This window comes from Thermomicrobium sp. 4228-Ro (assembly GCF_026241205.1).
Classification (GTDB): Bacteria; Chloroflexota; Chloroflexia; order Thermomicrobiales; family Thermomicrobiaceae; genus Thermomicrobium.
In genome coordinates this window covers 784,548-810,754 of the sequence record NZ_JAPFQM010000001.1, presented here as the reverse complement: position 1 = coordinate 810,754, position 26,207 = coordinate 784,548, and the positions used below count along the sequence as shown (strand labels likewise).

The following is a 26,207-nucleotide window of genomic DNA, read 5'->3' as shown; positions in this document are numbered from 1 at the left end:
GCTGTTCACCTCCCGCTATTTCTATCTGTCGGCGTGAACCGGCCGCGTGCTGCCTGTTCCCGGAGTTCCGGAATCACCTCGCGTGCACAGCGTTCCAGCACCGACCAGTGCGACTCGGGTGGTATCGGGAAGACGAGATCGGTGAACCCGTGTTCCAGGTACGCGAGAGCGGTACGCCGGAACTGCTCCACGCTCTCGAAGGGTGGGCGCCAGGTGAAGACGGAACAGCGCAGTGTGGCCGGGTCCCGGCCTGCCTCGCGTGCTGCGCGCCGGACGAAGTCGGCGAGCGGTCCGACCTCCTCGGGTTCACCGCGCGTGTTCCAGATATCGGCGTAGCGAGCGGCCAGCCGGAGCATCCGGGGCTTGAATGCACCGACGATCAAGGGGATGCGTGGCTTTTGCACCGGCTTCGGCTCGAACGGCGTGTCCTCGAAGCGGTAGAAGCGCCCGTGGAAGGTGACTCGCCGCTCGCGTTGGAGCTGGTCGATAACGTGAATCGCTTCTTCGAGCATCGCGATGCGATCGGCCGTACTCGGGAACGGGAACGAGTATGCCCGATGCTCGCGTTCCCACCAGCCAGCGCCGATCCCGAGCTCGACCCGCCCGTTCGTCGCGTGGTCGATCGTGACCGCCATCTTCGCCAGGAGGCCGGGATTTCGGTATGTATTGCCGCTGACCAGGACGCCGAAGCGCAGGCGACGGGTCTGAACGCCGAGTGCAGCGATCAAGGACCACGCTTCGAAGTAGGGTGTGTCCTCATCGTCGGCGGCCATGAAGTGATCGACCACCCACGCGGTGTCGAAGCCGAGTTCCTCGATCCACTGCCATTGGCGAAGGAGTTCCTGGAAAGGACGCCGATTCCCGGTACCGATGCCGAAGCGAATCGGCTGCGGTGGAAGCTGGTGTCCGGTCATCGCTCCCGCTCCTCCTCTCCGAAGTCCGCCGCGAGCGTGTGGAGCCGCCGCTCGTGCTCAGCGAGCGCTGCCAGGATCGTTTCCGCGACGCGCTCGGCGAAGGAGCGGAGTTCGGGGTGACGTTCGACCTCGCGGTCGAGATCGCGGAGAAGCAGTTCGACGAGTCGTTCGCGGTCGAGATACGCCACGCTGGCCTCCCCTCTGCGCTGGCCGCTCTGAGTATCGGCGAGGGGAGGCACCGTGGCAAGGCATCAGGCAATGAATGCGCGGTCGAGGACACGGCGAACCGATTCGAAGTCGCGCCGGGCCTCCTCGACTGTCGGGGCACCGCTGCCGACTTCGCTGACCAGCATGCTGTAGTAGGTCGCGAAGGTCGGGTCGGTGACCGGTGTCTCGCGCTGTCGCAGGATTCGCAAGATTCGTTCGATCGTCCGCATGGGCACCCACCTCCACTTCCGTGCCGGTTCGGCCAACCGACATGAGCATATCACAATATCGCGATAACGACAACGCGCGGCCGCTTGTCACGGGACCCGCAGTCGGCTAGGCTAGCGGGAGAGTTCTTCGGTCAGGGTGGTGTGCAGCCTGGTCACCGGTCTGCACGGGAAGGGAAGGGCGTCCATGCGACACGTGTGCAGCCGCATCGGGCATTTCGTCGGGCTTCTGCTGTCGCTGGCGGTACTGGTCGTACCGTCGCTCCCCGTCGCTGCACAGCCGGAGACGGCTGGCTGGCGCGGCTACGTCGAATCGTGCGGCGCTGACGGCGGTTACGCCGAGCAGAACTTCGTCGCTGGCCCGGCGGTCCCACCGCACGGAACCGGGAGCTTCCAGATCGCGGTAGCCAGCGTCAACGAAGGGCGCATCTGGTCGCAGTTGGTGCAGCCGGAGGTCGCGGGCGTGGCACTGAAAAACCTCCAGGAACTGCGCTACTGGACCTTCGTGTCGCGGGGAGGTGCTGTCGCGCCACACGTGTTCCTCGACGTCGACCTGAACGATGACGGTGTCGCTGACGATCGGCTCATCTACCAGCCGGAGCGGAACGGGTCGGTCACGCCACTGGTCTGGCAGGAGTGGGAAGCGACACGCGGCCGGTGGTGGTCGCAGCGTGGTCTCGGCGGTCTCTTGCGTGACAACCCGGGGCCGCTCGCGAGCTATCTGGGAGCTTTCCCTGGCGCCCGGCTGGCCGTGCCCGAGAACGGCCAGGGTGGACTCGGGATCGGTGCCGGCTGTCTCGGTTCCGGCTGGGCTGGCTGGTCCGGGGCGGTCGATGCCCTGCTCTTTCGTTCCACCACCTTGACGGCGTTCTGGAACTTCGAGGCGACCGGCGTGATCGCGACGCGAGGCGGTGGCGTCACCGAAGGGCCCGTCTTCCGTGACCTGACTCCGCTCCCGTGGAGTACGCTCCCGCCCGGGAACGTGCGCATCGCGGTCACTGCGGAGACGCCGAGCGGGGTGCGTTCGGTGCGGATGTGGTTGAACGATCGCGAGCTTGCGCTCAGCGAGACGGGCGACCGAACGCGCAAGACCGTGGGCGCCCAGCAACCCCTGCAACCAGGTCTCTTCGTCGTCCGTGCCACAGCCAGCGACGAACTCGGCCGGTCGTTCACTGTCCAGTGGCAGTTCGTCGTTTCGGCGAATCCGAACGACGGCTGGTGGTTCGCCGCGGACGGTACGCCGCGTCGAACGCAGATCGAGGCGTCACTTCGCGCCCTGAGCGAGGCGTTCCGCTGGCACTTCTTCGGTATGTCGTGGGACGGTGCGTACCATCCCGAGATGCCGACGCACGCGGACGTCTCCTCCACGCTGCGTTTCGCGACACGCTCGCCGATGCACTTCGCGACTCTGCCACCGACCGATCCCGTCATGATTTCGGTCGAGGTCGTCTCCACCGACCAGCCGCTCGCGAGTGTCGAATTGCGGCTCAACGGACAGCTGTTGCCAGCCGAGATTTCACGCGATGACGATCGACACTGGCTCGTCTTCGTAACCCGCACGCTCGCCCCAGGTACTTATGGGGTCACGGCGACTGCGCGTGATGCTGCCGGACGGAGCCTCACCACGACTTGGGGTTTCGTCATCTCCGCCAACCCAACCGAAAGCCCGTGGTTCAACCCGGACGGCACGATGAAGGCCGAAGTCGTCGCTCGGACGCTCCGGACGCTGGTGGAGGGCTTCAACTGGCACGTGCGTGGTGTGTCGTGGGATGGCCGACTCCACCCGGAGTTCCCGACGCACGCGACGAATTTCTCCGGTCCGGTGCCGCTCCGCCAGTGGTTCGACGAGCGAGGGCGGCCGAATACGGTCGCGATCACCGAGACGTTGAAGGAGTTGGAGCGCGAGTTCCGCTGGCACTTCTGGGGAATCACTTGGGACGGCCAGCGACATCCGGAGATCCCGACCCACGCCAGTTGAGCCATCCGAACGAAACGAGCGGGGGGACCGGCACCGAGCCGGTCTCCCCGATGTTTGTCGCTGGCTTCGCGTTCAGTGCGTCAGGCGATAGTTGGGGGCTTCCTTGGTGATGATGACGTCGTGTGGGTGCGATTCGCGCAACCCGGCGTTCGTCATCTGGATGAAGCGCGCCTTTTCCTGCAGCTCGCGGATCGTGCGGGCACCGCAGTAACCCATCGCGGCCCGCAGTCCACCGACGAGCTGGTAGACGACATTCGCCAGGGGGCCCTTGTAAGGGACGCGGCCCTCGATACCTTCGGGAACCAGTTTCGCGATGCTGTCTACGTCCTGCTGGAAGTAGCGATCCTTGCTGTAGGAGCGCGCCTTCATGGCGCCGATCGAGCCCATACCGCGGTATTCCTTGAACCGCTCGCCCTGGTAGAGGATGACTTCGCCCGGACTTTCGTCGACGCCGGCGAGCAAGCTTCCGAGCATGACCGAGTCGGCACCGGCAGCGATCGCTTTGGCGATATCGCCGGAGTACTGGATACCGCCGTCGGCGATCACCGGTACGCCGTAGGCACGCGCGACGCGCGCGACGTCCATGATCGCCGTGATCTGCGGTACCCCAACGCCTGCGACGACCCGCGTCGTACAGATCGAGCCGGGGCCGACACCGACTTTCACGGCATCGGCGCCAGCCTCGATGAGGGCTCGCGCCGCTTCACCGGTCGCGATATTGCCCGCGACGACGTCGACGTCCCAACGGGACTTGATCGCCCGCACCATCTCGATCACGGCGCGGGAATGCCCGTGCGCGGTGTCGACCACCAGGACATCCACGCCCTCCTCGACCAGCGCGGCGGCCCGCTCCAGCGCGTCTGGCCCGACGCCCACCGCCGCGCCGACCCGCAACCGCCCCTGGGCATCTTTCGTCGCGTTCGGGTACTGGATTCGCTTCTGAATGTCCTTGACCGTGATGAGGCCCTTGAGGATCCCGTGCTCGTCGACCACGGGAAGCTTCTCGATCTTGTACTTGTGCAAGATCTCGCGTGCCTCGTCGAGCGTCGTCCCGACCGGTGCCGTGATCAGGTTCTCTTTCGTCATCAGGTTGGCGACCGGCTGGTCGAGGTCGTCCTCGAAACGGAGGTCACGGTTGGTCAGGATGCCGACCAGTCGTCCCTGCTCGTCGGTGATCGGCACGCCGGAGATGTGGTAGCGCTCCATCACGGCGAGCGCATCGCGTACCTTGTCGGTCGGGCGCAAGGTGACCGGTTCCACGATCATGCCCGATTCGGAACGCTTCACCTTGTCGACTTCCGCGACCTGTTCTTCGATCGACAAATTGCGGTGGATGATCCCGATTCCGCCCTCCCGGGCGAGCGCGATCGCCATGCGCGCTTCGGTGACGGTGTCCATCGCTGCGGAGACGATCGGGATGTTGAGCTCGATATGTCGGGTCAGCCGCGTCCGCGTATCGACGTCCTTCGGTAGGACAGCCGATTCGGCCGGGACGAGCAGGACATCGTCGAAGGTGAGCCCGATGCCGACGAGTTTCTCGGCGACGACCTCTTCGAGGGTCGGGATCTCGGTCGATGTGGTCGGTATCGGATCGGACGTTATGGTCATCGTCTGTCACCCCCCAGGACTCGCATCCTTTCGTTTCGTTCAGCGTATGCTCTGCGACGCTTCGAGCGGTGTTTCTTCGACCGGTAGAGCGAGCCGCTCCAAGAGTTCCTTCCCGAGTTCCGCATAGGCGTGCGCAGCACGCGACGTCGGGTCGTATTCGAAGATCGTCTGCCCATGGCTCGGTGCCTCGGCCAGCCGGACGGCGCGCGGGATGATCGTCCGGAAGGTGCGTGTGCCGAATGCCCGGCGGATCTCCTGCACGACCTGGACAGCCAGCCGCGTCCGGGCGTCGAACATCGTCAAGACGACGCCGAGGACGTCGAGCCGTGGGTTGAGTCGTCGTTTGACGAGGTCGAGCGTCGTCACCAGCTGGGCCAGCCCCTCGAGCGGAAGATACTCGCACTGGATCGGAACCAGGACGGAGCGCGCGGCAGCGAGCGCGTTGACGGTCAGGAGTCCCAGCGAGGGAGGACAGTCGATGAGGACGACCCCGTAGCGAGACGCCAGGCGCTCCACGACCGTGCGCAGTCGATACTCGCGCTCGGGTGCGGAAACGAGTTCCACTTCCGCACCAGCCAACGCGCCCGATGAGGGGAAAAGGTCCAGTCCCGGGCGTACGTCGGTGAGCACCGCGCCCTCGCTCTCGTCGGGCTCGAGGAGCGCGTCGTACAGGCTCACCGCGAGCCGTGCACGGTCGACACCAAGACTGCTTGTCGCGTTGGCCTGGGGATCCAGGTCGATCAAGAGCGTCCGATGCCCGCGTTGGGCGAGAAAAGCCGCGAGCTGCACAGCGGTCGTGGTCTTGCCGACTCCACCCTTTTGGTTCGCGACCGCGATCACCCGTTCCACGCCGCCTGCCTCCGCTCGCGCGGTCGATGTTAATTACCTGAGTCTACCACAGCGGCTCGAGGAAGCGGACTGCGACCTCGTTGGCGACCAGGATGCCTCGACGAGTCAGGCGGAGCTGTTCCCCATCCCATTCGACCAGGCCTAGGTCCTGGAGTTCCTCGATCGGTGCCCGGTAGAGTTCCCAGAGGTCGCGGCCATGCCGCTCGTGGAAGGAGCGAGCCGAAATGCCATCGGTCACGAGGCGGATGCCCAAAATCATGGTCTCGATCGCTTCGGTTCGCGGATCGATCGGTTCTTCCTCCCGAACCGGGAGGTCACCGGCACGGACCCGCTCGATGTACCGGGCCGGTAGCCGCTCGTTCACCATGCGGATCCCCCCGAGGTAGCCGTGCGCACCGGCTCCGGCGCCGATGTACCAGCCGTTCCGCCAGTAAATCTGATTGTGGCGCGAGCGGAAGGAGCGTTCCCGCGCCCAGTTGGAGACCTCATAGTGCTCGTACCCACGCTGGGCGAGCAGATCCATGGCCAGTTCGGCCAACTCGGCCACCGCATCGTCGTCGAGCGGTCGGAGCACACCGCGCTGGACGCCGCGCTCGTACGGTGTGCCCGGTTCGATCGTGAGCGCGTAGAGCGAGAGGTGCTCCGGCTCCCAGGAGAGAACCGTCGACAGATCGTGCAGCCAGTCCGCTCGTGTCTGGCCAGGCCAGCCAGAGATGAGATCCAGGTTGACGTTCTCGAACCCGGCGTCCCGCGCGGCACGGAACGCTCGCTCCGGCATCTCGGGCCGGTGCGCTCGCCCGAGCACTTTGAGACCGTGCGGAGCCAGTGTCTGTACACCGATACTCAGCCGGTTGACTCCGGCCGAGCGGTAGCCAGCCAGCTTGTTCCGGTCCACCGTTTCCGGGTTGGCTTCCAGAGAGACTTCCGCTCCGGGGAGGACGTCGAACGTCCGGGCGATCGCCTCGAGCACGGCGGCGATCTGCCCGGGTTCCAGCAGGGAAGGAGTGCCCCCGCCGAGGTAGATCGTCTGCAGGGGCCCACGTCCCCAGCGTGCGGCGATCAGCTCCAGCTCGCGCGTCAGAGCGGCAAGGTACGCCGGGATCAACGGCTCCTGGCGCGCGTACACATTGAAGTCGCAGTAGGGACAGATGCGCCGGCAGAACGGGATGTGGATATACAGTCCCCACGGCGCGTCGCGTGGTTGCGGTGCGGAGGTCTGGGGCAGTGTTTCGGATAGAGCCGTCAGCATCGTGGCTTCCGCTGCATCATCGTTCTCGAAAGGATAGCATGCACTGGAACAGGTCTCGTTCCTGCTCCGTTACGGGGACGCACGGTTGCGAGGTACTGGCCCGTACCGTCAGTGGCGGCCGAAGGCGGTGCGTCGCCGGTGCGTCAACAGGGCCTGGACGAGGCCCAGCGCGGCGAACTGCGTCCAGATGGCACTCCCGCCGAGACTGATGAAGGGTAACGGAACTCCCGTAACTGGCAGGAGACCGACGTTCATTCCCATGTTGACGAACGCTTGGAAGAACAGCAGCGCTGTGACGCCCGTCGCCAGTGACCGGCCGAAGAGGTCGTTGACGAGGAGTGCGACTCGGCTGGTGCGCCAGAGCACGAGCAGGTAGGCGGCGATCAGCGCGACGCCACCGACGAAGCCGACCATACCCATGGCGTGCGCGAAGATGAAGTCGGTGTGCCGGACGCGCAAGAGTCCGAGTTGACTCTGCAGGCTTCCGGCGAGTCCGTTGCCGAGGAGCCCGCCGGTTCCGATCGCGATCTGCGCCTGAATGATGTTGAATCCTTCGCCGAAGTAGTCACGCTCTGGCTGGTAGGAGATGAGTAAGCGGTCGCGCATGTAGTCATGCAGCACGAAGTGCCAGGCGAACAACGCGACCAGTGGACTGGCAGCGATGACGGCCAACAGGTGCAATCGACGAACGGGGCTGACGAGCATGACTGCAAGCCAGATCGCGGCAAAACAGCCGGCCGTACCTAGATCGGGCTGCTGGTAGACCAGCGCCATCGGTACCAGAACGATCACCCCGGCGATGACGAAATTCACCCAGCGGCGCATGTCGGGCCCCCGATCGGCGACGAACGCGGCGAGCGCGATCAGGACGGCGAGCTTGGCCGGTTCCGAGGGCTGGATGGTGATGGGGCCGAGATCGATCCAGCGCCGCGCACCCCCGATCGTCACGCCGATGAGGTCGACCGCGACGAGGCCGGCCAACGCGATGCTGTAGATCGCCCAGGCGAGGGCCTTGATGTACCGGGGGTCGACCCAGCTCAGTGCGGCCATGAGTGCGAGACCGAGCAAGATAGCGATCGCTTGACGGACGACAGGGCTTCCCGCTCCGATCGGACCAGCGCCATCAGCACTCCAGATGGCGACGAGACCGAAGCCACAGAGGACGAGCGCCGTCACGAGGAGCGCCCAGTCGAAGTTCCGCAGATTGGCCTGCCGTTCGTGCCCACGGAGCGAGGTGGCGAGGAGACCCATCGGCCTGCTATCCTCCGACGAGACGTTCGGGAGAACCGGCGCTCCCAGCCGAGTATACGCGTGGCATCGTGCGAGGGGCGAACGCTCCGTTCCGTGTTGGAACGGACACCGGCACCGCTGTGGCACTGGTGCGCTGGGCCGTCGGGCGACGCGTGCCGACCTGGCTCGTGCGGCGTGTGGCGCATCGGCTCGCCACGCTGACACCGCTCGGCTGGATGCTCGTCCTCCTCACGCTCATCGCATCGCGACGAAAACAGGTTCAGCCAGGGTCGGTTCCGGAGCGACTCGCGCTCGGACTGGCGGCCAACGGCTATCCCCTCGCTGGCATCGCCCGATGCCTCGGTGTCGAGACCGTGACTGCGTGGGAAACGCTCCTGGCTGCGCGGCGAGTGCGTGGCCTTCCCGAACCGTGCACGATCGGTCGTGTCGCTCTTGCCGGAGACGAACCGGACACGAGCTGGCAGGCGCACGTCGCCACGTGTCCCACCTGCCGGGGTGTGCGAGAAGCCTGGCAGCGGGACGATGTACGTCTGCGCGCGGAAATCGCGCAGACGGTCGGGAGCGGCAGCGACCACCCGGACCCGCGAGTCCGCCTGCGGTGGCGGATTGCCTGGCTCCTGTTCCTCCTCTGCCTTCCCGCGCTTGGGACCGTCGGACGACTCCCGGAGCACGGTCAGCAGAAAGGAGCTTCGAGCGCGGGAGCGCCGGGTTCCAGCTGGGTGCTCATGGTAGCCGATGACGGCAGCGTCGCCGCACAGGATGTCACCACCGGCAGTTGGCGCGAGCTGTTGCCGGCAACGGGTTTGGCCCAAACCGAAGTGTTTCTTTCTCCCGATCGGCAGCGGCTCGCGCGTGTGGCGTGGAACTGGCCGGGACTGGCCCCCGCACTGGTGCGACTCGAGGTTCTGGATCTCCGATCGGCGGAGATCGTACAGGTGCAGACGCGTTTTCGCGACGACCTGGCGATCGACTACCCGATCGGCTGGCTCGATGCGCGCCGGTTTCTCTTCGTTCGGGCTGAATCTCCGGGATCAGCCGAGGAGCGCGAAGGGGATAGATGGCTGGCCACGATCGAAGCCGTGGACGTACTGACGAGCGGGATGTACCCGCTCGGGCGTTTCGCCCTGCAGCACGTACTCGTGCCGTGGCCTGGCACGATCGTGGTCACCGAAGAGGGACCGACCGGTCGGGCCGTGCAGGTCATCGGCGGAGCGGAGGACGGTGCGGTGTCCGCGCAGACAATGCCCCCTGGTACTCCTGGCGAGACGCTTCTCGGCCTCTGCATGCTTGACGACGGTCAGTGGCTGATCCTCTGGCATTCGGACTCCGGAGAGGCCCGGCTCGTCGCGTTCGAAGAAGAAGAAGTCTTGCTGTGGCACGGGACTGGGGCGATCGAGTTGTTCTGCGACCGGGTGCACGCCCCGGTGCTCGTCACCCGTGCGCCTGGTCAGACGGTACTCTGGCGTGTCGGGCGCAGCGGTGTGCGAGTCCTGTGGACGCTCCCGCACGAACTGGAACCGCTTGCTATCGAGTGGACGCCTGAGGGACGTCCGGAGTTCCTGCTGGTCGGTCGCGGGAGAGACCTGTTCCGTCCACCGCTGATGGGTGATGCCCGGTGGGGACCGTCTCTGCCGGAAACAACGGTGCTCTACCGTTCGTCGGAGGGCAGGCTCGAGCCGCTCCTCGCAGTGAGCGGACGATGGCGATTCGTCGGCCACGTCTCGGAAGTCGCGCGTTCAGTCCCCCCGGTCGGTGCGCTGGAGTCAGTGCTGCGGGAGTACGGAGCAGGCGGCGAGCCGTACCTTCCGGCACCGCAAGGGGGTGTACTCGTCCATCGGGACCCGGCCGAAGACGCGTTCGTCGTACGGGACCTGGTAGAGGGGCGCACGCACGCGCTTCCCTCGGGGCTGGGCGAACTGGCCTGGCTTCCCAGCGGTGAGGCACTGATCACCGTCGGCCCTCCGGCGGGGGCGGGTACCAGGGTGCGGGAGGCGGCCGACGGACCGACTCGTGTCGTCCTCTATCTCGATCCTGAGGGCGTTCTCGGCCGGCGTGTCCCGGAACGATTGGGACGGATCGACCTCGATCCGCTCGACTTCGGGCTGGACCCGGAGCGTCGCTATCTGGCCGTCGCACCGTCCCCGACGGGCATCGCGCTGGCTCTGCTGACCTGTGATCGGGCGCGGGGTGTGGTGGAGCTGTGGTTCGAGCGGGTGGACAGGGTGAGTCCGGAGTGGCGAGCGAGCTGGAAGACCAGAGATTGCGCTGTGGCTCAGGATGGCTCGGTACTCGTCTGGGTGAGTCCGACTCGGCTCGTCGTCATGATCCCGGTGATGCGTGCCTCAGAGGGACCGGTGGAACTCCTGGTGCAGTCGTTCGGAGTAGACGGTGCGGCAGCGCGCGAGCTGGCGCGGCACCGGGTGCGGGGAGCGGAACGTGCCATCGTCCCCGTCGAGGTCGCGAGCGATGGCATCACACTCGTCTACCGGTTGCGGGTCGAAGGCGCTGACACGGGGGATCGAGTCGTGGCGCTCGACCTCGCCGAAGGTTCCCCGCTCGTGTTGGCTGAGGGAGAACCGGCGAGAGGACTCTGCCTGAGGCACGCGGGACGCGGTGTCGTCGTCCGCCTGGGGCAGACCGTGGCCTGGTACGGGTGGAACGGGCGCGTGCGCTCGCTCGTCGACGCTGCACAGGTAGTTGCATGCCTTCCTGATGGCCGTGTCCTCGTGCTGGTCGAGGAGGGTGACGCGGGGCGTCCGGTGTTGCTCGACCCCTCGGCGTGAGACACTTGCACCGAACGAGAGCAGGAACTCTCACTCAAGACGGATTGTGACTCTTGACACGAATCGTGCAACCGGCTATATATATCCATGGAAATTGTGCTGAGGCGACCGGTTACCAGGGTGACTCGGAGCCACGCGAAAGGAGGCGAGCCATGATGGAGCGGTGGAGCCCGATCGCGGAGTTCGAGCGACTCTGGAACGAGATGGATCGCCTGATGGGCGAGGCCTTCGGTCGCACGGCGCGACCGATCTTGGCGCGGGCGTTCACCTTGCGGCCGGCGATCGACCTCTTCGACAACGGTGAAGCGCTCGTGGTCAAGGTGGCCGTGCCGGGTGCGAAGCCGGAGGATCTCGAGGTGAGCATCGAACAGAACACGCTGACGATCCGTGGCCGGTACGGCTACGTGCTCGACGAGGAGACGGCGAAGCACGCGACTTGGTACCGCCGCGAGATCGGGTACGGTGAGTTCAGCGAGACGCTGACGCTGCCGGTCCCGGTCGATGCGGAGGCTGCCCAGGCGCAGGTCGAGCACGGGATCTTGACGCTGACCTTGCCGAAGACCACGGAGGCGCGCGTCAAGCGGATCCCGGTGCAGCAGCCGAAGGCGCTGGCCAGCTCGGTGAGCTGATCGCAGCTCCCGCGCCTGCCAGCTCCTGGAGGAGCCCGGGCACACCGCCCGGGCTTTCGCTGTGCACAGACATGCTGCTCGCTGCTGAACGGGGCAGTCGGCTAGCGATGGCGTGATGGCGAAGTCGCTGCTGCGACTTTCGGCTGCTCGATGTGGCGGAGGTGGCGCGTTTCCGGCACGAGGGCGACCAGTATGCCGGCGGAAAGCACGCCGAGCACCGAGCAGAGTCCAGCCGTGAGCGCGATACCGACCGCGTCGGCGACGAAGCCGACAGCCAGCGGAGCGACCGCTTGCCCGCCGTCGCCGATCAGTCGCCAGAGACCGAGAAACTCGCCGGTGCGACCAGGCGGCGCGAGGTCGGCCCCGAGCGTCATCATCGTTCCGGAGCCGAGCCCATTCGCGAAACCGATCAAGAGTCCGACGAGCAGGAGTTCGATATAGCTGGAGGTCAGCGGGACGAGCCCCATCCCGAGACCGAGCAGCAGGAACGAAGGTACCGCTGCTGCCTTGCGGCCCCAACGGTCCATGATCCAGCCGGCTGGCCAGAAGAGTCCCATGTCGACCAAAGCCGAAAGACTGATGATCTGGCCGATCGCAGCAGCGCTCAACCCGAGTGCATCGGCGCCGTAGAGCGGGATCGCTACCTGACGGGTTTGCCGCAGCATCTGGCCGAAGAGTTGCGCGGTGCCGGCGCTCGCCAGCGCTCGCCAGCGCAGCCGAAGGACGTCGCCGACCGCTGCGAGCGGGGCGTGATGGCTCGGTGTCGGATTGCCGACCGGCTCGAAGGCGGCTCCAGCGACCGCGAGCGCGACGAGCGCGACGAGGGCGGTGACCACGATAGCCCACTGGAGTCCCAGAACTGTCCCGACCCAGCCGCCGAGCGCTGGTCCGAGGAACCAACCGATGCGGTTGATGCCGCCGAAGAGGGCGATAGCGCGACCGCGCTGCTCGACCGGGACGACCGTCGCGAGGTAGGCGTGACGCGAAAGGCCCCAGAGCGCGATGCCGACGCCAGTGACGAAACGGAAGAGGACGAGCAGCGGGGGGAGCGTGCCGGCCAGCACGACACCGAGCGTCGCGAGGGCATAGACGACACAACCGAGGAGAAAGGCACGCCGGTGTCCGACACGCCCCAGCAGCGTGCCCACCGGCACGTCGGCGACGAGCGTGCCGACCCAAGCTGCTGCGATGGCGATCCCGGTGACGGAGTAGCTCGCTCCCTGCTCGCGCAGGAAGAGCGGGAGCACCGGTACCATGACTCCCTGGCCGAAGGCGAGCAGGATGGTCGGCAAATAGACTGGCAGGACGAGATCGCGCGTCGTGCGCACCGTAGCCCCCGTACTCCGGTGGAATGGTCGCACCCAGTCGGAGCGAATGCAAGCGATCGGTCGGTTGGCAACCGACTGACGGCCCGGTGCGTTCGTGCCGTTCGCGTGACAGGGTCCGTGCATTGCCAGGCTCGCTGCCTGTGCTTCGTTTCCAGGTCAACACGGGTTCGGTGGTGGTAGGGCGGTGCCCGGTGCCATCCACCGTCGCTCTTGCGCGCTCTGCGAAGGGGCAGGTCAGCCTCGATGAGGGTAAGCGCGGGTCACTGAGGTCGGTTGAACTTGACAGAATAACCGTGATACACTTGTCGACGTAGGTCCGTGAGGGGTCCATGTCGTGGGGAGATGCCCGAGTGGTTCAAGGGGCCGGTCTGTAAAATCGGTGCGCTGTTGCGCGTCGGGGGTTCGAATCCCTCTCTCCCCACCTGCTCTCGATCCCCCCTGCGAGGTACACACGGGCAGCGGTCACTTGCGGCGCAAGGGAAGCGCGAGAACGGAAGACGACCGGGCGAGTACTCCTACTCGCCCGGTCGTTGCTGTCTTGTGTCGTGTGTCCTCGCCGAGCCGACCCGGTGTTCCGCGACGGTCGATCGCGAGCGTGCCGTTGCGCTTCCTTTGTCGAGACGGATCGCCAGCCGGATCCCCTGCAGCATGCCGTTGGTGTGGTGTTCGCCACTCGCGTTGTGAGACGCCGGTACTACCGGAGGGCTGTGACTGCCTCACCGATGGAGATGGCCAGCTCCCTCGGGAGACCAGCGTCGACGAGAAGGTCATGCAATTCACCCGGAGTCGAGACGTGCCCGCGCCGGACTCGGAGACGCTGGTGCTCGGCTGGATCTTCGAGGATCCAGAGGCGTGCTTCGACCGCCCAGCCTACACCGTCCCGCTGGACAATGACCCGCCCGGCCAGTGCCTGGCCGATCGTCGCAGCGCGCCGGTCGATGCGACGTGCTGCCAGCTCGAGCCGGTTCGCGCTCGTTTCCCACAGGCATTCCCATCCGGCGATCTCGCGCGGAAGCTGTACTGGTGCACCAGTGGTGCCGGTCATGGTCGTTCCCTCCCGAAGACTCGCCTGGAAAGGTCGGACAGCTCTGGGAGTCCCTCTCCGTCATCGGAGAACGCCCGGGCCAGCATCGCTGAGAAGCTCGACCAAGAGCGCTTTGTGCAGGTGCAAGCGGTTCTCGGCCTGGTCGTAGATCACTGATTGTGGCCCGTCGGCGACCTCAGCCGTCACCTCTTGCCCACGGAACATCGGGAGACAATGCATGAAGATCGCGTGCGGTGCCGCTACGGCCATCAGCGCCGGTGTCACGCGGTAGGCTTCCAGTTCCCGGAGCGTCTCCTCCGGGACATTCTGCCCCATCGAGACCCAGACATCGGTGTAGACGATGTCGACGTCCCGAACGGCTTCGAACGGGTCGCTCAGAAGTTCGATCGTCGCACCGGTGCGGGCACCGATCGTGCGCGCGCGCTCGACGATTTCCGGGTCGGGGCGACAGCTCGGTGGGGTGGCGATCCGGACCGAGAGTCCGACGAGGGCACCGGAAAGCGCGAGCGAGTGCGCCATGTTGTTCGCGCAGCCGAGGTAGGCGAGCACGCGGCCGCTCCAACCGCCGAACCGCTCTTTGATCGTCAACATGTCAGCCAGTCCCTGGGTGGGGTGTGCCAGGTCGGAGAGACCATTGATCACGGGAACTGTCGCGTGCGTCGCCAATTCGACGACGTCGATATGGCGGAAAACACGCGCCATGATCGCGTCGACATAGCGCGAGAGGACGCGCGCGGTGTCGGCGATCGTTTCGCCGCGCCCGAGCTGGAGGTCGTTGGTCGAGAGGTAGAGCGCGTGGCCACCGAGCTGGGCCATGCCAGCCTCGAAGGCGACGCGTGTCCGGGTTGAAGGCTTCTGGAAGATCATGGCGAGGGTCTTGCCGCGCAAGAGGTGATGGTGCGGTTCGCCGGCACGGTGCTGGGCCTTGAGCTGGGCGGCGAAATCGATCAGTGCGACCGCTTGCTCAGGGGAGAGATCGTCGTCGGTCAGCAGATGGAACTGCTTGCGGACAACCGGGACAGCCATGGCATCCTCCTCGTCATGCAGCACACGATCCAGCCGCGGACGGATCCGTGAGACCTCGACCTGGACCTGTGCCTCATGCGGAGGTGCACTGTCCCTTCCTCCTAGAGAATTCCAACGACTCCACATCATCGCTGCCACTATCGCACAAGCCGCTTCGCGTGTCAAGCGATCGTTGGCACGAGACTCGACGCGGGAGCTTGACACGGAGAAGGACGTCCGTTAGATTGAAGATGTCCTGATGAACCGAAGAACACGCACTCGACAGGAGTCTTTGCGAGAGAACGACTCGATGCGTGCGAGAACCTAGCCGGACGTCATCGCCCGGAGTCGCTCACCGTGGGGAGGTAGTGTCCAGTGAAAGGAGGGGATCGTGCAGACGGTCGGTGATGGTGGTGCGGTCCGGGAGGCGGTACAGCTCGGGACCGGGCGTCCACCGCTTCCGCTGGTGGATCTGCCGGAACCAGAAGAGGTGTTCAAAGTCCCCCGCATCGGGGTCAAAGAGGTGATCACGCTGGTGATCGGCCCGAGCCTGATCGCGCTCGGTCTCTCCATCGGCTCGGGCGAATGGTTGCTGGGGCCGCTCGCGGTCTCGCAGTACGGGTTCGTCGGCATCGGCTGGGTGATTCTCCTTTCGGCGCTGCTCCAGACCTTTTACAATGTCGAGATCACGCGCTACATCATGGCGACCGGCGAGGTGCCGGTGCTAGGCTGGGCGCGGGTGCCGCCGGGCTGGTGGCTGTGGGTGCCGGTCGCCTTGCTCATGGTCTACTTCGCGAACATCTGGGGTGGCTGGGCTGCCGGGGCCGGCGAGGGGCTTTACGTCTTGCTGACGGGGAACTTGGTCGACCAGCCGGGTGAACGGACGGCGGCGCGTTGGCTGGCCGTGCTCTTGATGGCCGTGGTGTTCTTGCTGGTGCTGTTCGGTCGCAAGATCGCGCGGACGCTCGAGCTCGTCAACTGGGTGGTGGTCGGGTTCATCCTCGTGACGCTGCTGATCGTGAACCTGGTGATCGTGCCTTTCGATACATGGTGGGAAGCGCTGCGTGGTCTTCTCACACCAGCCCTGCCGCCTTCGGGAGTCGATGCGACACTCCTCGGAGGTCTTGCCGGGTACACCGCACTGGCGTCGGGCCTCAACTGGTACAACATGAACTACTACCGTGACCATGGCTACGGGATGGGTGCGCGCGTCGGCTTCATCGCTGGCCTCGTCGGTGGGAAGCAAGAAGAGGTCTTGTCGAGTGGTGTGACATTCCCGCACACGCCTGAGAACGAGCGACGGTGGAAGCGCTGGTTCCGGCTCCTCCTGCTCGACCAGTGGGTGGTCTTCTTCGGTGGCGCGATTCTCGGTATGTACTTGACGACGCTGCTCGTGTATCACCTGGTCAATCTGCCCGGCATCGAGAAACCGACCCGCGCGACGATGCCCACCTTCGCAGCCGACGTGCTCGGCCGTGAATACGGAGGGTTCCTCTACACCTGGGCGCTCATCGTCGGGTTCTTCATCCTGTTCAGTACCCAGCTGGGTATCTTCGAGTCCTTGGTTCGCAACATGTCGGATGCACTGTATGGATTGAGCCCGGCCTTCCGGCGTGCGATCGCCGGTGACCCGCGTCGCTTCTACTACCCGTTCATGCTGGTGCTTCTCGCGGTGATCAGTTTCCTGATCTTCCAGGCTCTGCCCACGGAACTCATTCTCATCTCGGCGAACATGTCGAATCTCGGCGCGCTCGTCTTCCCGTTCCTGCTGATGTACTTGAACCGACGTCTGCCACAGCCGGCACGACTGCGGTGGTGGTCCTACGTGATCCTGGTGGCGAACACGGTGTTCTTCGGGTTCTTCTTCGTCAACTTCCTGTGGGTGCAGATCTTCGACCAGCCCTTGGTGCGGTTCTGAGTCGGAGCGGTCAGGACGTTCCGGCCTGGGATCACCGCGATCCCGGGCCGGTTTCGCTCGGGGCACAAAGGTATCTCGGTTTGACGGCGTGACGCGTTCGCGCTAGGCTTACCATCTGTGGGTGTGTAACCCACGATCGATGCGTATGACCTGCGATCCGGGGAAGGAAGTGACGTGTACGCGGTCGTCCGCAGCGGAAGTAAGCAGTACCGAGTGCGCGTCGGCGATATCATCGAAGTCGAGAAGCTCCCAGTCGAGCCGGGGCAGTCAGTGACGCTCGAAGACGTCCTGCTGGTCGAGCAGGACGGCGCGGTGACGGTGGGCACGCCGACCGTGCCGGGAGCGCGCGTGGTGGCGCGGGTGCTCGACCAGGTCAAAGGGCCGAAGCTGATCGTCTTCAAGATGAAGCCGAAGACGCGCTATCGCCGCAAGACGGGGCATCGGCAGCGCTATACCCGCTTGCAGGTGGAGGCGATCGAGGCCGGCGCGGTCTCGTGAGCACAGAGGGGGTGAACGATGGCACACAAGAAGGGCGGCGGCTCGACACGGAACGGGCGTGACAGTCACGCGAAGCGCCTCGGCGTCAAACGTTTCGATGGTCAATTCGTGCGGGCGGGCAGCATCTTGGTTCGCCAGCGCGGGACGGTCTTCCGCCCGGGGCGGAATGTCGGGATAGGGCGTGATTTTACGCTCTTCGCCTTGATCGATGGCTACGTGAAGTTCGAGCCGATCTCGCGAGACAAGCGGCGCGTCAGTGTCTACCCCGAGCTAGTCGGGCGGACCCTGCCGGCAGCTGCTGGGGGTGTCGGAGCATGAAGAAAGGAATTCATCCGGAATACTACCCGCAGGCGACGGTGATCTGTACCTGCGGGAATACCTGGACGACGGGCTCGACCAAGCCGGTATTGCGGATTGAGTTGTGCCCGAACTGCCATCCGTTCTTCACGGGTGAGCAGAAGATCGTGGACACGGCCGGGCAGGTCGAGCGGTTCATGCGTCGTCTCGAGAAGGCGCAGGCGCAGCCGCGGAAGAAGCGCGAGGAGCGGCGACGCAAGCGGTTGGAGCGCCGTGCCTTGCTCGTCGAGGAGGCAGGAGAAGAGTCGGTCGAGGCTTCCGAGGGCGGCGAGGGCTGATTCTGCGGCGAGCTGCGGCATGCTATACTTGCGGTGCGGACTGTCCGATCTTCTGGATCGGATACGTCGCGACACCGCCCAGAGGGGCGCGTGAACTGAGGGAGGCGGTCATGACCGGTTCGAAGGCATTGACGCCGCGCCCCGAAGAGCAGGCCGAGTTGCTGCGCCTCGAGCAGCTCGGGTTCACGCCTGAGCAGATCGCTCGGCTGCGCGAGCTGCGGGACATGTATCCCTACATCGAATACATGGATTCCCGGAAGCAGTGGCATCGACTGCGCTTCGTGAAGTGGCTCTACTCGCGGGGCGCGATCCCGCGCTGACGCAGCGCGGAACGGCGCGGGGCGCATGAGGCGCCCCGCTTTTCGATTCCCGGTCGGTGTGTATACTGGCAACGCAACCAACGGCGGTTAGCGAGTACCGGCGAGGGCGCCGGTGAAGCTGAGGGAGGAAGCGGATGACGTACGTGATCGCTGAACCCTGCATCGGGGTGAAGGACGCGTCCTGCGTCGAAGTGTGCCCGGTCGACTGCATCAAGTCGGATCCCGAGGCGGAGCAGTATTTCATCAACCCGGACGAGTGCATCGACTGCGGCGTCTGTGCTGAGGTCTGTCCGGTCGAGGCGATTTATTTCGAAGACGACCTCCCCGAGCAGTGGCGGCATTACCTCCAGAAGAACCGCGAGTACTTCCAGAAGCAGCGCGTCTAGTCGGAGTGCCGACGCGGATAAGAACGAAGGCGGGCGAGGACCCTCGCCCGCCTTCCGTTAGCACACCGCTCACCGGGCGTCTTACTGGGCGATACCCGGCATCGCCAGGTTCGTTGGATCGGCGACCGGCTGTTCACGGAGCGAGCGTGCAACTTCGAGCGCTGCCTCGTATGCTGCCTCGAGCGTCGCTTGCACGTCCGCCTCGCTGTGCGCGGTCGAGATGAACCAGCGCTCGAGGTGATACGGATGGAAGTAGACGCCACGCTTGAGCATCGCCCGGTTGAACCGGTCGTAGATGTCGATGCTCGCGTAGGCGTGCGCTTCGCGGTAGTTCCGGATCCGGTCGAGCGCCGGCGCATCCGGCTTGGCGAAGAAGATGTGCCAGACCGGCCCGATGCCCTGGACGATGCAGCGCAGTCCAGCTGCCTCGCAGGCTTCCCGGAGTCCCTCGCGCACGCGCTCGCCGAACCCGTCGAGGACGGCCCACAGCTCCTCCCGCCGGGTCTTCATCTCGCTGAGCACGGCGCGGGCTGCCGCCAGCGCGACGACGTTGGCGGTGTAAGTACCGCCATGCATGACCTGGTTCGTGGCCTCGAGCTGCATGACTTCCTGTGAGCCGCCGAAAGCGGCGATCGGGAAGCCAGCACCGAGTGCCTTGGCATAGGTCGCGATGTCGGGGATCACGCCCAGACGCTCTTGTGCTCCACCGGGAGCGAGCCGGAAACCGGTGATCACTTCGTCGAAGATGAGCAGCGCACCGTAGGCCCGCGTGATCTCCCGCAGGAACTCGAGATACCCCGGCTCAGGGAGGATCACACCCGAGTTGCACTGCACGGGCTCGACGAGGACAGCCGCGATCTCCTCGCCGTGCTCGGCGAACAGGCGCTCGAGGCTCGCACGGTCGTTGTACTGGGCGATCAGGAGCGCCTCCCCGTAGACCTCGGGGATACCGCGCGAACCGGGGATCGGACGCGGGCTATACGGTCGGAGCTGTGGGCGCCAGACGTCGGGGTGGCTCGACCAGAAGTGCGTGTCGGCCCAGCCGTGATACGCTCCCTCCATCTGGACGATCTTCGGTCGACCGGTATAGGCACGTGCCAGGCGAGCTGCTGCCATCGTCGCCTCGGTACCGGAGTTGGCGAACCGCAGGAGATCGACTCCTGGTACCAGTTCGGTGAACAGCTCGCCGACTTCGGCATCGAGTTCGTACGGGAAGGTCGAGATGGTCCCGTAGCGTTCGATCGCTTCGAGGACGGCCTGGATCACGCGGCGCGGTTTGTGACCGAAGATCAGCGGGCCGTAGCCGAGGGAGTAGTCGATGTACTCGTGACCGTCGACGTCCCAGAAGTGCGAACCTTCACCGTGGTCGAAGCAGAGCTCGAGACCCTTCTTGAGTCGTGCATAGGAGCTTTCGCCACCGGCGATCGTGCGGCTGATCCGCTCGAACAGCTGCCGGCTGCGGGCGAAATACGCATCGCCCACCAAAAGATCGGTACTCATACAGTCCCTCCAGTTTCGCGCCGATGGCTGCGCAGTGACGGGGGCAGCCACGCCCGGGCGTATCCGACCTGACGGTGGGTGAGACGGTGGGGCACCGTCACGAGTGGACCGCACGTCTGGAGTCTAAGCGAGTCCCCCGGGGGGCTGTCAAGGGGCCGAAACGGGAAACCGAGCGCGAAGAACGGTACGGTTCGGCGAGTTTCGTAGCCAAGCGTTCGAGAGCTCTGTTCCTCAGGTGATCGAATGGGGTGTGCGGATAACCACAGGCGGTGTGTTGTCCGAGAAGCTGATGCGTCGCTCGGCACTCCCCTGATCCAGGCTCCGGGTTACGATTGGATGCGTTCGAGTTCGTTTCGTCTCGAGGAGGCTTCCGTGCAGCGCTGGAATGATCCCTACGGGCCAGTCCATGCTCCAGAATTCCCACCTGGACTCGTCTGGTTCAACGTGCAGCGGCCGCTCCGGCTCGCCGACCTCGCCGGGCGGCTGGTGATCCTCGACTTCTGGACCTACTGTTGAATCAACTGCCTGCACGTCCTGCCCGCGTTGCGGGCGGTCGAGGAACGCTATCCCCACCAGGTGATCGTCATCGGGGTGCACTCACCCAAGTTTCCGAACGAGCGAGAAGCAGCGAACGTCCGCCAGGCCGTCCTCCGCGAAGCGATCACGCATCCGGTCGTGCACGATCCCGAGCTGCGTCTCTGGCGCACCTATGCTGTCCGTGCCTGGCCGACGCTCGTCTTCGTCGGCCCTGACGGGCATATTCTCGGCGTGCACGAGGGAGAGATTCCGGCCGAAAGTCTCGTGCGTGCCGTCGGACGCTTGCTCGAGCGAGCTGGCGTCGCACTGGCAGGGCTGCCCGAGTGGCTTGCGCCCGAGCCGCGACCCAGGACACCCCTGGCGTTTCCGGGCAAGCTGGCCGCCGAACCGGGCCGTGACCTCCTCGTCGTCAGCGACAGCGGGCACCACCGGCTGGTGCTCGCCCGGCTCGACGGGACGGTGACAGGGCTCATCGGTGACGGGACACCGGGACTCCGCGACGGTCGCTTCGAGGCAGCCCGCTTTTGCGAACCGCAGGGCGTCGTCATGGTGGGCGAGGTGGCTTACGTGGCTGACCGTGGGAACCACGCGATCCGGCGCATCGACTTCCAACGCGAGACGGTCGAGACGGTCGCGGGAACCGGACGGCTCGGCCACAGCTATCCGCAGGCGGGGCCGGCACGTCAGCTCGACCTCCGCTCCCCCTGGGCACTCTGGTATCGCGAGGGGCTGCTCTTCATCGCCATGGCCGGGAGTCATCAGATCTGGGTGCTCGACCTGGCGAGCGGTCTCCTCCAACCGTACGCTGGTTCGGGGATGGAGGGTATCCAGGGAGGCCCGCTGGAGCGGGCCTGGTTCGCCCAGCCCTCCGGGCTGTCGAGCGACGGGCGCGTGCTGTACGTCGCTTGCCCGGAGGCGAGTGCGGTGCGGACTGTCGACCTGCCGGGTGCCGTGAATCCCAAGGTCGGGCGGCTCGTCGGCACAGGACTCTTCGATTTCGGCGATCGTGACGGGGCTGGTGACGAGGTGCGTCTGCAGCACCCGCTCGACGTCGCCTGGACGGGAAGCGAGCTCCTGGTGGCCGATACCTACAACCACAAGGTCAAGCGACTCGACCCGGCGACCCGCGTCTGCCGTTCCTGGCTCGGTGACGGTCAGCCGGGCCACGAGGACGGGCCGGCCGACCGTGCCCGCTTCTGGGAACCGAGCGGGTTGGCTGTCGCAGGAGATGCTGTCTACATCGCAGATACGAACAACCATGCGGTGCGGGTCGTCGATCGAGCGAGTGGGACGGTCGCGACGCTCGAGCTGCGGGGCCTGGGTCCGCCAGCGCACTGATCGAGTCGTGCGCGATGTCCAGTAGTCGTTACCGTATCGCCTTCATAGGTGACGTGATGCTGGGGCGGCTCGTCAACCGTGTCCTACGGACTCGGCCCCCAGCCTCCATCTGGGGCGACGTTCTCCCTGTCCTGAGGGGAGCCGATGCGTGTTTCGCCAACCTGGAGTGTGTCCTCTCCGACCGGGGTGAGCCGTGGCCGGGCAAGCGCTTCGTCTTCCGGAGCGACCGCAAGAACGTCGCAGTCTTGCAGGCCGCCCGGATCACCGCCCTCTCGCTCGCCAACAACCACGTGCTCGACTTCGGTGACGATGCGCTGCGCGACCTGCTCGAGACGCTCGATGCAGCTGGAATCGCGCATGCGGGCGCGGGGCGCAACCTGGACGACGCGTGTCGTCCAGCCACCTTGACTCTTGCGGGCTTGCGCTGTGCGTTCGTCGCGGTAACGGACAACGAGCCGGGTTGGGAAGCGAGCCCGACGGAGCCGGGCATCTTCTTCGCTCCCTGTGACCTGGCCGACGGGCGTTTCCAGGTGCTGCTGGCGATCGTCGAGGAGGCTGCCGCGACGCATGACCTCGTCATCGTCTCCTACCACTGGGGACCGAACTGGGGTGAACGGCCGTTACCGGAACACGTCCGTGCCGGGCGAGCGCTCATCGCTGCCGGTGCGCGGATCGTGTACGGGCACAGTGCGCACGTGACGCGTGGTATCGAGTTCTATCTCGGCGGTGCCATTCTCTACAGCTGCGGCGATTTCGTCGACGACTATGCCGTCGACGAGGTGGAGCGCAACGACGAGTCGTTCGTGTTCGTCGCGATGCTCGAAGGCAGGACGCTCGTGGAATTCGTGCTGGTTCCCACCGTCATCGCCGACTTCCAGGCTCGCCGCTCCGATCCGCTCCGGGCAGCTCGCCAGTGCGAACGGATGCGCAGGCTGTGCGCTGAACTTGGCACCCGTTCCGCTTTCGTTCCCGAAGGGCTGCGCGTCTTCCCCTGAGCACGGCTCTCGGTGGTCCATCGCGTGGCTTCCCGGAGAGCTGTCAGTCCAGGCAACGCCACACTGCGTCCGGTCTTGCCGAGCGAAGCCAGCTGGTGTATGCTTGCCCTGCATACCCGGGAGGGGTATCTGGAGGGTGCGATGGACGAGCGAGTGGACGAGACGGGTTGCGAGCGGCGGGTCGATTCCTACCGCGCGGACAAGGAGCGGATTCTCGCGCGCCTGCGCCGGATGGAGGGGCAGGTGCGCGGCATCATCCGCATGGTCGAAGAAGATCGCTACTGTGTCGACATCCTGATCCAGCTGTCCTCGGTGATCGCGGCAGCGCGGAGCGTCGGGCTGGTGCTCCTGGAAGACCACATTCGCGGCTGTGTCCTGAATGCCGAGGACAAGGAAGCAGCGATCCAGGAGCTGACCGAGGCGATCGAGCGCTTCACCCGGAGCGTCGGGTGAGAGGACGAGTGCGCATGACGATGAGCGAGACGAAGCAGCATGGACAGACGACGGAGACGGGGCCGGTCGTCCGCCTGGCGATCGCGGGGATGACCTGTGCTTCGTGCGTCCGCCGCGTCGAGCGTGCGCTGGCTACTGTCCCGGGCGTCGTTGCGGCAGACGTGAACCTGGCGACCGAGGAAGCGCGCGTGACGCTCGCGCGGCCGGACATCGCGGTCGAGGAACTCGCCGCGGCCATCGAGCGGGCCGGCTATCAGGCGCGACCGCTCGGGCTCGAGACCGTCGCGGAGCCGGAAAACGAGGCGACAGTCGAGCTCGCGATCGAGGGGATGACCTGCGCCTCGTGCGTCCGACGGGTCGAACGGGCGTTGACCCGTGTCCCCGGTGTCGCCGAGGCGAGTGTCAACCTGGCGACGGAGCAGGCACTGGTGCGGTACGACCCGCGGGTCGCCAGCCTCGACGCGCTCCTCCACGCTGTGGAGGAAGCAGGGTACCGCGCACACGTTGTGGAACGTCACGCGGCGGGCCTGGAAGTGGAGCGTGACGAAGCGGAGCAGCGCCGGGCTGCCGAGCTCGCCCGCTTGCGGCGCGAGGTGTTCCTGGCCTGGCTCTTCGCCGTACCGGTCGTCGTGCTGAACATGTTCTTGCCGGCCTCGCCGTGGTCGGGGCTGCTCCTGCTCGGGTTGACTGTGCCCGTCTGGGGCTGGTTCGGCCGGCGCTTCCACCTCGCGGCGTTGCGCAACCTCCGGCACCGGCAGTTCACGATGGATACGCTGGTGAGCCTCGGGACGAGCGCCGCCTTCTTCTCGTCTCTCGCCAGCACGCTGCAGGCCTGGCTCTCGCCGCACCTGCACAGCACGCACTATTACTACGATGTCGCGGCGGTCGTGATCGCGGCGATCCTGCTCGGTCGCTATCTCGAAGGACGGGCTCGCGGACAGACCTCGGCGGCAGTGCGCCGCCTGCTGGGTCTCCAGCCGAAGACAGCGCGCGTCCGGCGCGGTGGTGTCGAGCAGGAGATCCCGCTCAGCGCGGTGCTGCCAGGCGACCTCGTCATCGTGCGGCCAGGTGAGCGGATACCGGTCGACGGTGTGGTCGTCGAGGGACACTCGGCTGTCGACGAGAGCATGCTGACCGGCGAGAGCGTGCCGGTCGAGAAGGGGCCGGGCGACCGCGTCTGGGGCGGGACGCTCAACACGACCGGTGCGTTCGTCCTGCAAGCGACGGCGGTCGGGCAAGCGACGGTACTGGCCCAGATCGTCCGTCTCGTACAACAGGCGCAGGGCTCGAAGGCACCGATCCAGTCGCTGGTCGACCGGGTCGCGAGCGTCTTCGTGCAGGCCGTCATCGCGGTGGCGCTCGTCACGTTCGCCGCCTGGTGGCTGGCGACCGGTGATCCGCTGCGTGGGCTCTTGCCAGCCGTCGCGGTGCTGGTGATCGCGTGCCCCTGCGCGATGGGACTCGCGACCCCGACGGCGGTCATGGTCGGGACGGGCCGTGGTGCCGAGCTGGGGATCCTCGTCAAGCGGGCGGACGTCTTCGAGCGCATGGAGCGGCTGACGACCTTCGTTTTCGACAAGACCGGGACGGTCACGGTAGGGCGCCCGAGTGTGACGGATATCGTGCCACTCACCGGTTGGGAGCGCGCTGACCTTCTCGCGCTCGCGGCTGCAGCCGAGTCGCGCAGCGAGCATCCGCTCGCCCGAGCGATCGTCGAGGCTGCCGCAGGCACGCTTCTGCCGGTCGAGCGGTTCCAGGCGGTGCCGGGTGGCGGGGTGGAGGCGGTCGTCGCTGGCCGCACGGTGCTGGTCGGGACCGCGCGTTTCCTCACCGGGCGTGGTGTGGCGTTGGAGCCAGTCGTCAACCGTGCCGCGGAGTTGGAGCGCGAGGGGAAGACCGTCGTGGCTGTGGCGGTCGACGGTGTGGTCGCCGGCCTCATCGCGCTGGCCGATCGACCTCGCCCGGAGGCGCGGGCCGTGGTGGAGGCGCTGCGGACCCGAGGCCTGCGCGTGGTGCTGATGACCGGCGACAACGCGACGACCGCGCAGTCCGTCGCCCGTGCCGTCGGCATCGACGACGTCCGCGCCGAAGTCTTGCCCGACCAGAAGGCGAGCGTCGTCCGTTCCTTGCAGGAAGCGGGCGAGGTCGTCGCCATGGTCGGTGACGGGATCAACGACGCGCCGGCGCTGGCAGCGGCGGATGTCGGAATCGCGATGGGGAGCGGGACGGACGTCGCGCTGGAGGCAGGAGACGTGGTGCTCGTACGACCGGACTTGCGCGGCGTGCTCGCTGCACTCGAGCTCGCGCACCGGACACTGGCGACGATCCGCTGGAACCTGTTCTGGGCGTTCGCCTACAATACCGTCCTCATCCCGGTCGCGGCGCTCGGCCTCCTCAACCCGATGCTGGCGGGTCTCGCGATGGCGATGAGTTCGGTCTTCGTCGTCTCGAACTCGCTGCGGCTGCGGCGCTTCCGGCCCTCGGTGGCGGCCGGAGACGCGGCGGGCGTGGTACCAGCTAGTGGCCGGACGCAGCCAGCTGGGGTGCAGTGAGC

Annotated in this window: 25 protein-coding genes and 1 tRNA gene; 15 read left to right on the top strand and 11 right to left on the bottom strand. The window is 66.1% G+C overall.

Annotated features, from left to right (window positions below):
* Positions 1–5: 5 nt before the first annotated feature.
* The 3 genes from OO015_RS04040 to OO015_RS04030 all read right to left on the bottom strand — a co-directional run bounded on the left by OO015_RS04040 (position 6) and on the right by OO015_RS04030 (position 1,351).
* Positions 6–914, bottom strand: a complete 909-nt coding sequence (locus tag OO015_RS04040; protein ID WP_265939946.1) for an LLM class flavin-dependent oxidoreductase — start codon at positions 912–914, stop codon at positions 6–8.
* Positions 911–1,102 (bottom strand): hypothetical protein, encoded by a 192-nt coding sequence (locus OO015_RS04035; protein ID WP_265939945.1) that lies wholly within the window; start codon positions 1,100–1,102, stop codon positions 911–913. The genes OO015_RS04040 and OO015_RS04035 overlap by 4 nt, the downstream gene beginning before the upstream one ends.
* A gap of 63 nt (positions 1,103–1,165) precedes the next feature.
* Positions 1,166–1,351: a hypothetical protein gene (locus OO015_RS04030; RefSeq protein ID WP_265939944.1), complete on the bottom strand. Its 186-nt coding sequence runs from the start codon at positions 1,349–1,351 to the stop codon at positions 1,166–1,168.
* Positions 1,352–1,535: 184 nt separating this feature from the next.
* On the opposite strand from OO015_RS04030, the gene OO015_RS04025 reads away from it, so the two are divergent.
* Positions 1,536–3,326: a hypothetical protein gene (locus tag OO015_RS04025; protein WP_265939943.1), complete on the top strand. Its 1,791-nt coding sequence runs from the start codon at positions 1,536–1,538 to the stop codon at positions 3,324–3,326.
* A gap of 72 nt (positions 3,327–3,398) precedes the next feature.
* On the opposite strand, the gene guaB is transcribed toward OO015_RS04025, so the two are convergent.
* The 4 genes from guaB to rodA all read right to left on the bottom strand — a co-directional run bounded on the left by guaB (position 3,399) and on the right by rodA (position 8,283).
* Entirely contained in the window at positions 3,399–4,934 is a 1,536-nt protein-coding gene (gene guaB / locus OO015_RS04020; protein WP_265939942.1) for an IMP dehydrogenase, read from the bottom strand.
* Positions 4,935–4,973: 39 nt separating this feature from the next.
* On the bottom strand, positions 4,974–5,783 hold the full coding sequence (locus OO015_RS04015) for a ParA family protein (RefSeq protein ID WP_265939941.1): 810 nt from the start codon (positions 5,781–5,783) through the stop codon (positions 4,974–4,976).
* A 43-nt stretch (positions 5,784–5,826) separates the two neighbouring features.
* Positions 5,827–7,032: a radical SAM family heme chaperone HemW gene (gene hemW, locus OO015_RS04010; protein ID WP_265939940.1), complete on the bottom strand. Its 1,206-nt coding sequence runs from the start codon at positions 7,030–7,032 to the stop codon at positions 5,827–5,829.
* A 108-nt stretch (positions 7,033–7,140) separates the two neighbouring features.
* A complete protein-coding gene (gene rodA / locus OO015_RS04005) occupies positions 7,141–8,283 on the bottom strand; it encodes a rod shape-determining protein RodA (RefSeq protein ID WP_265939939.1) in 1,143 nt (380 codons plus the stop codon).
* Between the two features lie 68 nt (positions 8,284–8,351).
* On the opposite strand from rodA, the gene OO015_RS04000 reads away from it, so the two are divergent.
* Positions 8,352–11,066 carry a hypothetical protein gene (locus OO015_RS04000; protein ID WP_265939938.1) on the top strand — a complete coding sequence of 905 codons (2,715 nt, stop codon included), beginning with the start codon at positions 8,352–8,354 and terminating at the stop codon, positions 11,064–11,066.
* Between the two features lie 152 nt (positions 11,067–11,218).
* Positions 11,219–11,695, top strand: a complete 477-nt coding sequence (locus OO015_RS03995; RefSeq protein ID WP_265939937.1) for an Hsp20/alpha crystallin family protein — start codon at positions 11,219–11,221, stop codon at positions 11,693–11,695.
* A gap of 101 nt (positions 11,696–11,796) precedes the next feature.
* Here OO015_RS03995 and OO015_RS03990 read toward each other — a convergent pair whose 3' ends face one another.
* Entirely contained in the window at positions 11,797–13,023 is a 1,227-nt protein-coding gene (locus OO015_RS03990) for an MFS transporter (RefSeq protein WP_265939936.1), read from the bottom strand.
* Between the two features lie 336 nt (positions 13,024–13,359).
* Between OO015_RS03990 and OO015_RS03985 the strand changes: the two genes are divergently transcribed.
* Positions 13,360–13,444: transfer RNA gene (locus tag OO015_RS03985), tRNA-Tyr, on the top strand.
* A gap of 273 nt (positions 13,445–13,717) precedes the next feature.
* On the opposite strand, the gene OO015_RS03980 is transcribed toward OO015_RS03985, so the two are convergent.
* Both OO015_RS03980 and argF read right to left on the bottom strand, forming a co-directional pair.
* Positions 13,718–14,068: a hypothetical protein gene (locus OO015_RS03980; protein ID WP_265939935.1), complete on the bottom strand. Its 351-nt coding sequence runs from the start codon at positions 14,066–14,068 to the stop codon at positions 13,718–13,720.
* Positions 14,069–14,128: 60 nt separating this feature from the next.
* Positions 14,129–15,094 (bottom strand): ornithine carbamoyltransferase, encoded by a 966-nt coding sequence (argF, locus tag OO015_RS03975; RefSeq protein WP_265939934.1) that lies wholly within the window; start codon positions 15,092–15,094, stop codon positions 14,129–14,131.
* 370 nt (positions 15,095–15,464) lie between these two features.
* Between argF and OO015_RS03970 the strand changes: the two genes are divergently transcribed.
* From OO015_RS03970 to OO015_RS03945, 6 genes are all read left to right on the top strand, one after another.
* Entirely contained in the window at positions 15,465–16,991 is a 1,527-nt protein-coding gene (locus OO015_RS03970) for an Nramp family divalent metal transporter (RefSeq protein WP_265939933.1), read from the top strand.
* Positions 16,992–17,165: 174 nt separating this feature from the next.
* On the top strand, positions 17,166–17,489 hold the full coding sequence (rplU, locus tag OO015_RS03965; protein WP_265939932.1) for a 50S ribosomal protein L21: 324 nt from the start codon (positions 17,166–17,168) through the stop codon (positions 17,487–17,489).
* 18 nt (positions 17,490–17,507) lie between these two features.
* The gene (rpmA, locus tag OO015_RS03960) at positions 17,508–17,807 is read left to right on the top strand and encodes a 50S ribosomal protein L27 (RefSeq protein WP_265939931.1); all 300 of its coding nucleotides are present in this window, start codon (positions 17,508–17,510) and stop codon (positions 17,805–17,807) included.
* Positions 17,804–18,124, top strand: a complete 321-nt coding sequence (gene rpmE, locus OO015_RS14160) for a 50S ribosomal protein L31 (protein WP_416236565.1) — start codon at positions 17,804–17,806, stop codon at positions 18,122–18,124. Before rpmA ends, rpmE begins: the two co-directional genes overlap by 4 nt.
* Before the next feature lie 110 nt (positions 18,125–18,234).
* Entirely contained in the window at positions 18,235–18,444 is a 210-nt protein-coding gene (locus tag OO015_RS03950; RefSeq protein ID WP_265939930.1) for a hypothetical protein, read from the top strand.
* Positions 18,445–18,578: 134 nt separating this feature from the next.
* Positions 18,579–18,830, top strand: a complete 252-nt coding sequence (locus OO015_RS03945) for a 4Fe-4S dicluster domain-containing protein (protein ID WP_015922371.1) — start codon at positions 18,579–18,581, stop codon at positions 18,828–18,830.
* Between the two features lie 81 nt (positions 18,831–18,911).
* Here OO015_RS03945 and OO015_RS03940 read toward each other — a convergent pair whose 3' ends face one another.
* Positions 18,912–20,330, bottom strand: a complete 1,419-nt coding sequence (locus OO015_RS03940) for an aspartate aminotransferase family protein (RefSeq protein WP_265939929.1) — start codon at positions 20,328–20,330, stop codon at positions 18,912–18,914.
* A 372-nt stretch (positions 20,331–20,702) separates the two neighbouring features.
* On the opposite strand from OO015_RS03940, the gene OO015_RS03935 reads away from it, so the two are divergent.
* The 5 genes from OO015_RS03935 to OO015_RS03915 all read left to right on the top strand — a co-directional run bounded on the left by OO015_RS03935 (position 20,703) and on the right by OO015_RS03915 (position 26,205).
* On the top strand, positions 20,703–20,846 hold the full coding sequence (locus OO015_RS03935; RefSeq protein ID WP_265939928.1) for a hypothetical protein: 144 nt from the start codon (positions 20,703–20,705) through the stop codon (positions 20,844–20,846).
* A gap of 27 nt (positions 20,847–20,873) precedes the next feature.
* Positions 20,874–22,205 (top strand): NHL domain-containing thioredoxin family protein, encoded by a 1,332-nt coding sequence (locus OO015_RS03930; protein ID WP_265939927.1) that lies wholly within the window; start codon positions 20,874–20,876, stop codon positions 22,203–22,205.
* A 14-nt stretch (positions 22,206–22,219) separates the two neighbouring features.
* A complete protein-coding gene (locus tag OO015_RS03925; protein ID WP_265939926.1) occupies positions 22,220–23,200 on the top strand; it encodes a CapA family protein in 981 nt (326 codons plus the stop codon).
* A gap of 141 nt (positions 23,201–23,341) precedes the next feature.
* Positions 23,342–23,653, top strand: a complete 312-nt coding sequence (locus tag OO015_RS03920; protein WP_265939925.1) for a metal-sensitive transcriptional regulator — start codon at positions 23,342–23,344, stop codon at positions 23,651–23,653.
* Positions 23,654–23,673: 20 nt separating this feature from the next.
* On the top strand, positions 23,674–26,205 hold the full coding sequence (locus OO015_RS03915; RefSeq protein WP_265939924.1) for a heavy metal translocating P-type ATPase: 2,532 nt from the start codon (positions 23,674–23,676) through the stop codon (positions 26,203–26,205).
* Positions 26,206–26,207 lie beyond the last annotated feature (2 nt).

Excerpts from the sequence above, each read along its gene's own strand:
- OO015_RS04040 (WP_265939946.1), bottom strand. The coding sequence starts at position 914 with ATGACCGGACACCAGCTTCCACCGCAGCCGATTCGCTTCGGCATCGGT.
- OO015_RS03950 (WP_265939930.1), top strand. The coding sequence starts at position 18,235 with ATGACCGGTTCGAAGGCATTGACGCCGCGCCCCGAAGAGCAGGCCGAG.
- hemW (WP_265939940.1), bottom strand. The coding sequence starts at position 7,032 with ATGCTGACGGCTCTATCCGAAACACTGCCCCAGACCTCCGCACCGCAA.
- OO015_RS03945 (WP_015922371.1), top strand. The coding sequence starts at position 18,579 with ATGACGTACGTGATCGCTGAACCCTGCATCGGGGTGAAGGACGCGTCC.
- OO015_RS03995 (WP_265939937.1), top strand. The coding sequence starts at position 11,219 with ATGATGGAGCGGTGGAGCCCGATCGCGGAGTTCGAGCGACTCTGGAAC.
- guaB (WP_265939942.1), bottom strand. The coding sequence starts at position 4,934 with ATGACCATAACGTCCGATCCGATACCGACCACATCGACCGAGATCCCG.
- OO015_RS04030 (WP_265939944.1), bottom strand. The coding sequence starts at position 1,351 with ATGCGGACGATCGAACGAATCTTGCGAATCCTGCGACAGCGCGAGACA.
- OO015_RS03915 (WP_265939924.1), top strand. The coding sequence starts at position 23,674 with ATGAGCGAGACGAAGCAGCATGGACAGACGACGGAGACGGGGCCGGTC.
- OO015_RS03940 (WP_265939929.1), bottom strand. The coding sequence starts at position 20,330 with ATGAGTACCGATCTTTTGGTGGGCGATGCGTATTTCGCCCGCAGCCGG.
- OO015_RS03920 (WP_265939925.1), top strand. The coding sequence starts at position 23,342 with ATGGACGAGCGAGTGGACGAGACGGGTTGCGAGCGGCGGGTCGATTCC.
- rpmE (WP_416236565.1), top strand. The coding sequence starts at position 17,804 with ATGAAGAAAGGAATTCATCCGGAATACTACCCGCAGGCGACGGTGATC.
- rpmA (WP_265939931.1), top strand. The coding sequence starts at position 17,508 with ATGGCACACAAGAAGGGCGGCGGCTCGACACGGAACGGGCGTGACAGT.
- OO015_RS03925 (WP_265939926.1), top strand. The coding sequence starts at position 22,220 with ATGTCCAGTAGTCGTTACCGTATCGCCTTCATAGGTGACGTGATGCTG.
- argF (WP_265939934.1), bottom strand. The coding sequence starts at position 15,094 with ATGGCTGTCCCGGTTGTCCGCAAGCAGTTCCATCTGCTGACCGACGAC.
- OO015_RS03980 (WP_265939935.1), bottom strand. The coding sequence starts at position 14,068 with ATGACCGGCACCACTGGTGCACCAGTACAGCTTCCGCGCGAGATCGCC.
- rodA (WP_265939939.1), bottom strand. The coding sequence starts at position 8,283 with ATGGGTCTCCTCGCCACCTCGCTCCGTGGGCACGAACGGCAGGCCAAT.
- OO015_RS04025 (WP_265939943.1), top strand. The coding sequence starts at position 1,536 with ATGCGACACGTGTGCAGCCGCATCGGGCATTTCGTCGGGCTTCTGCTG.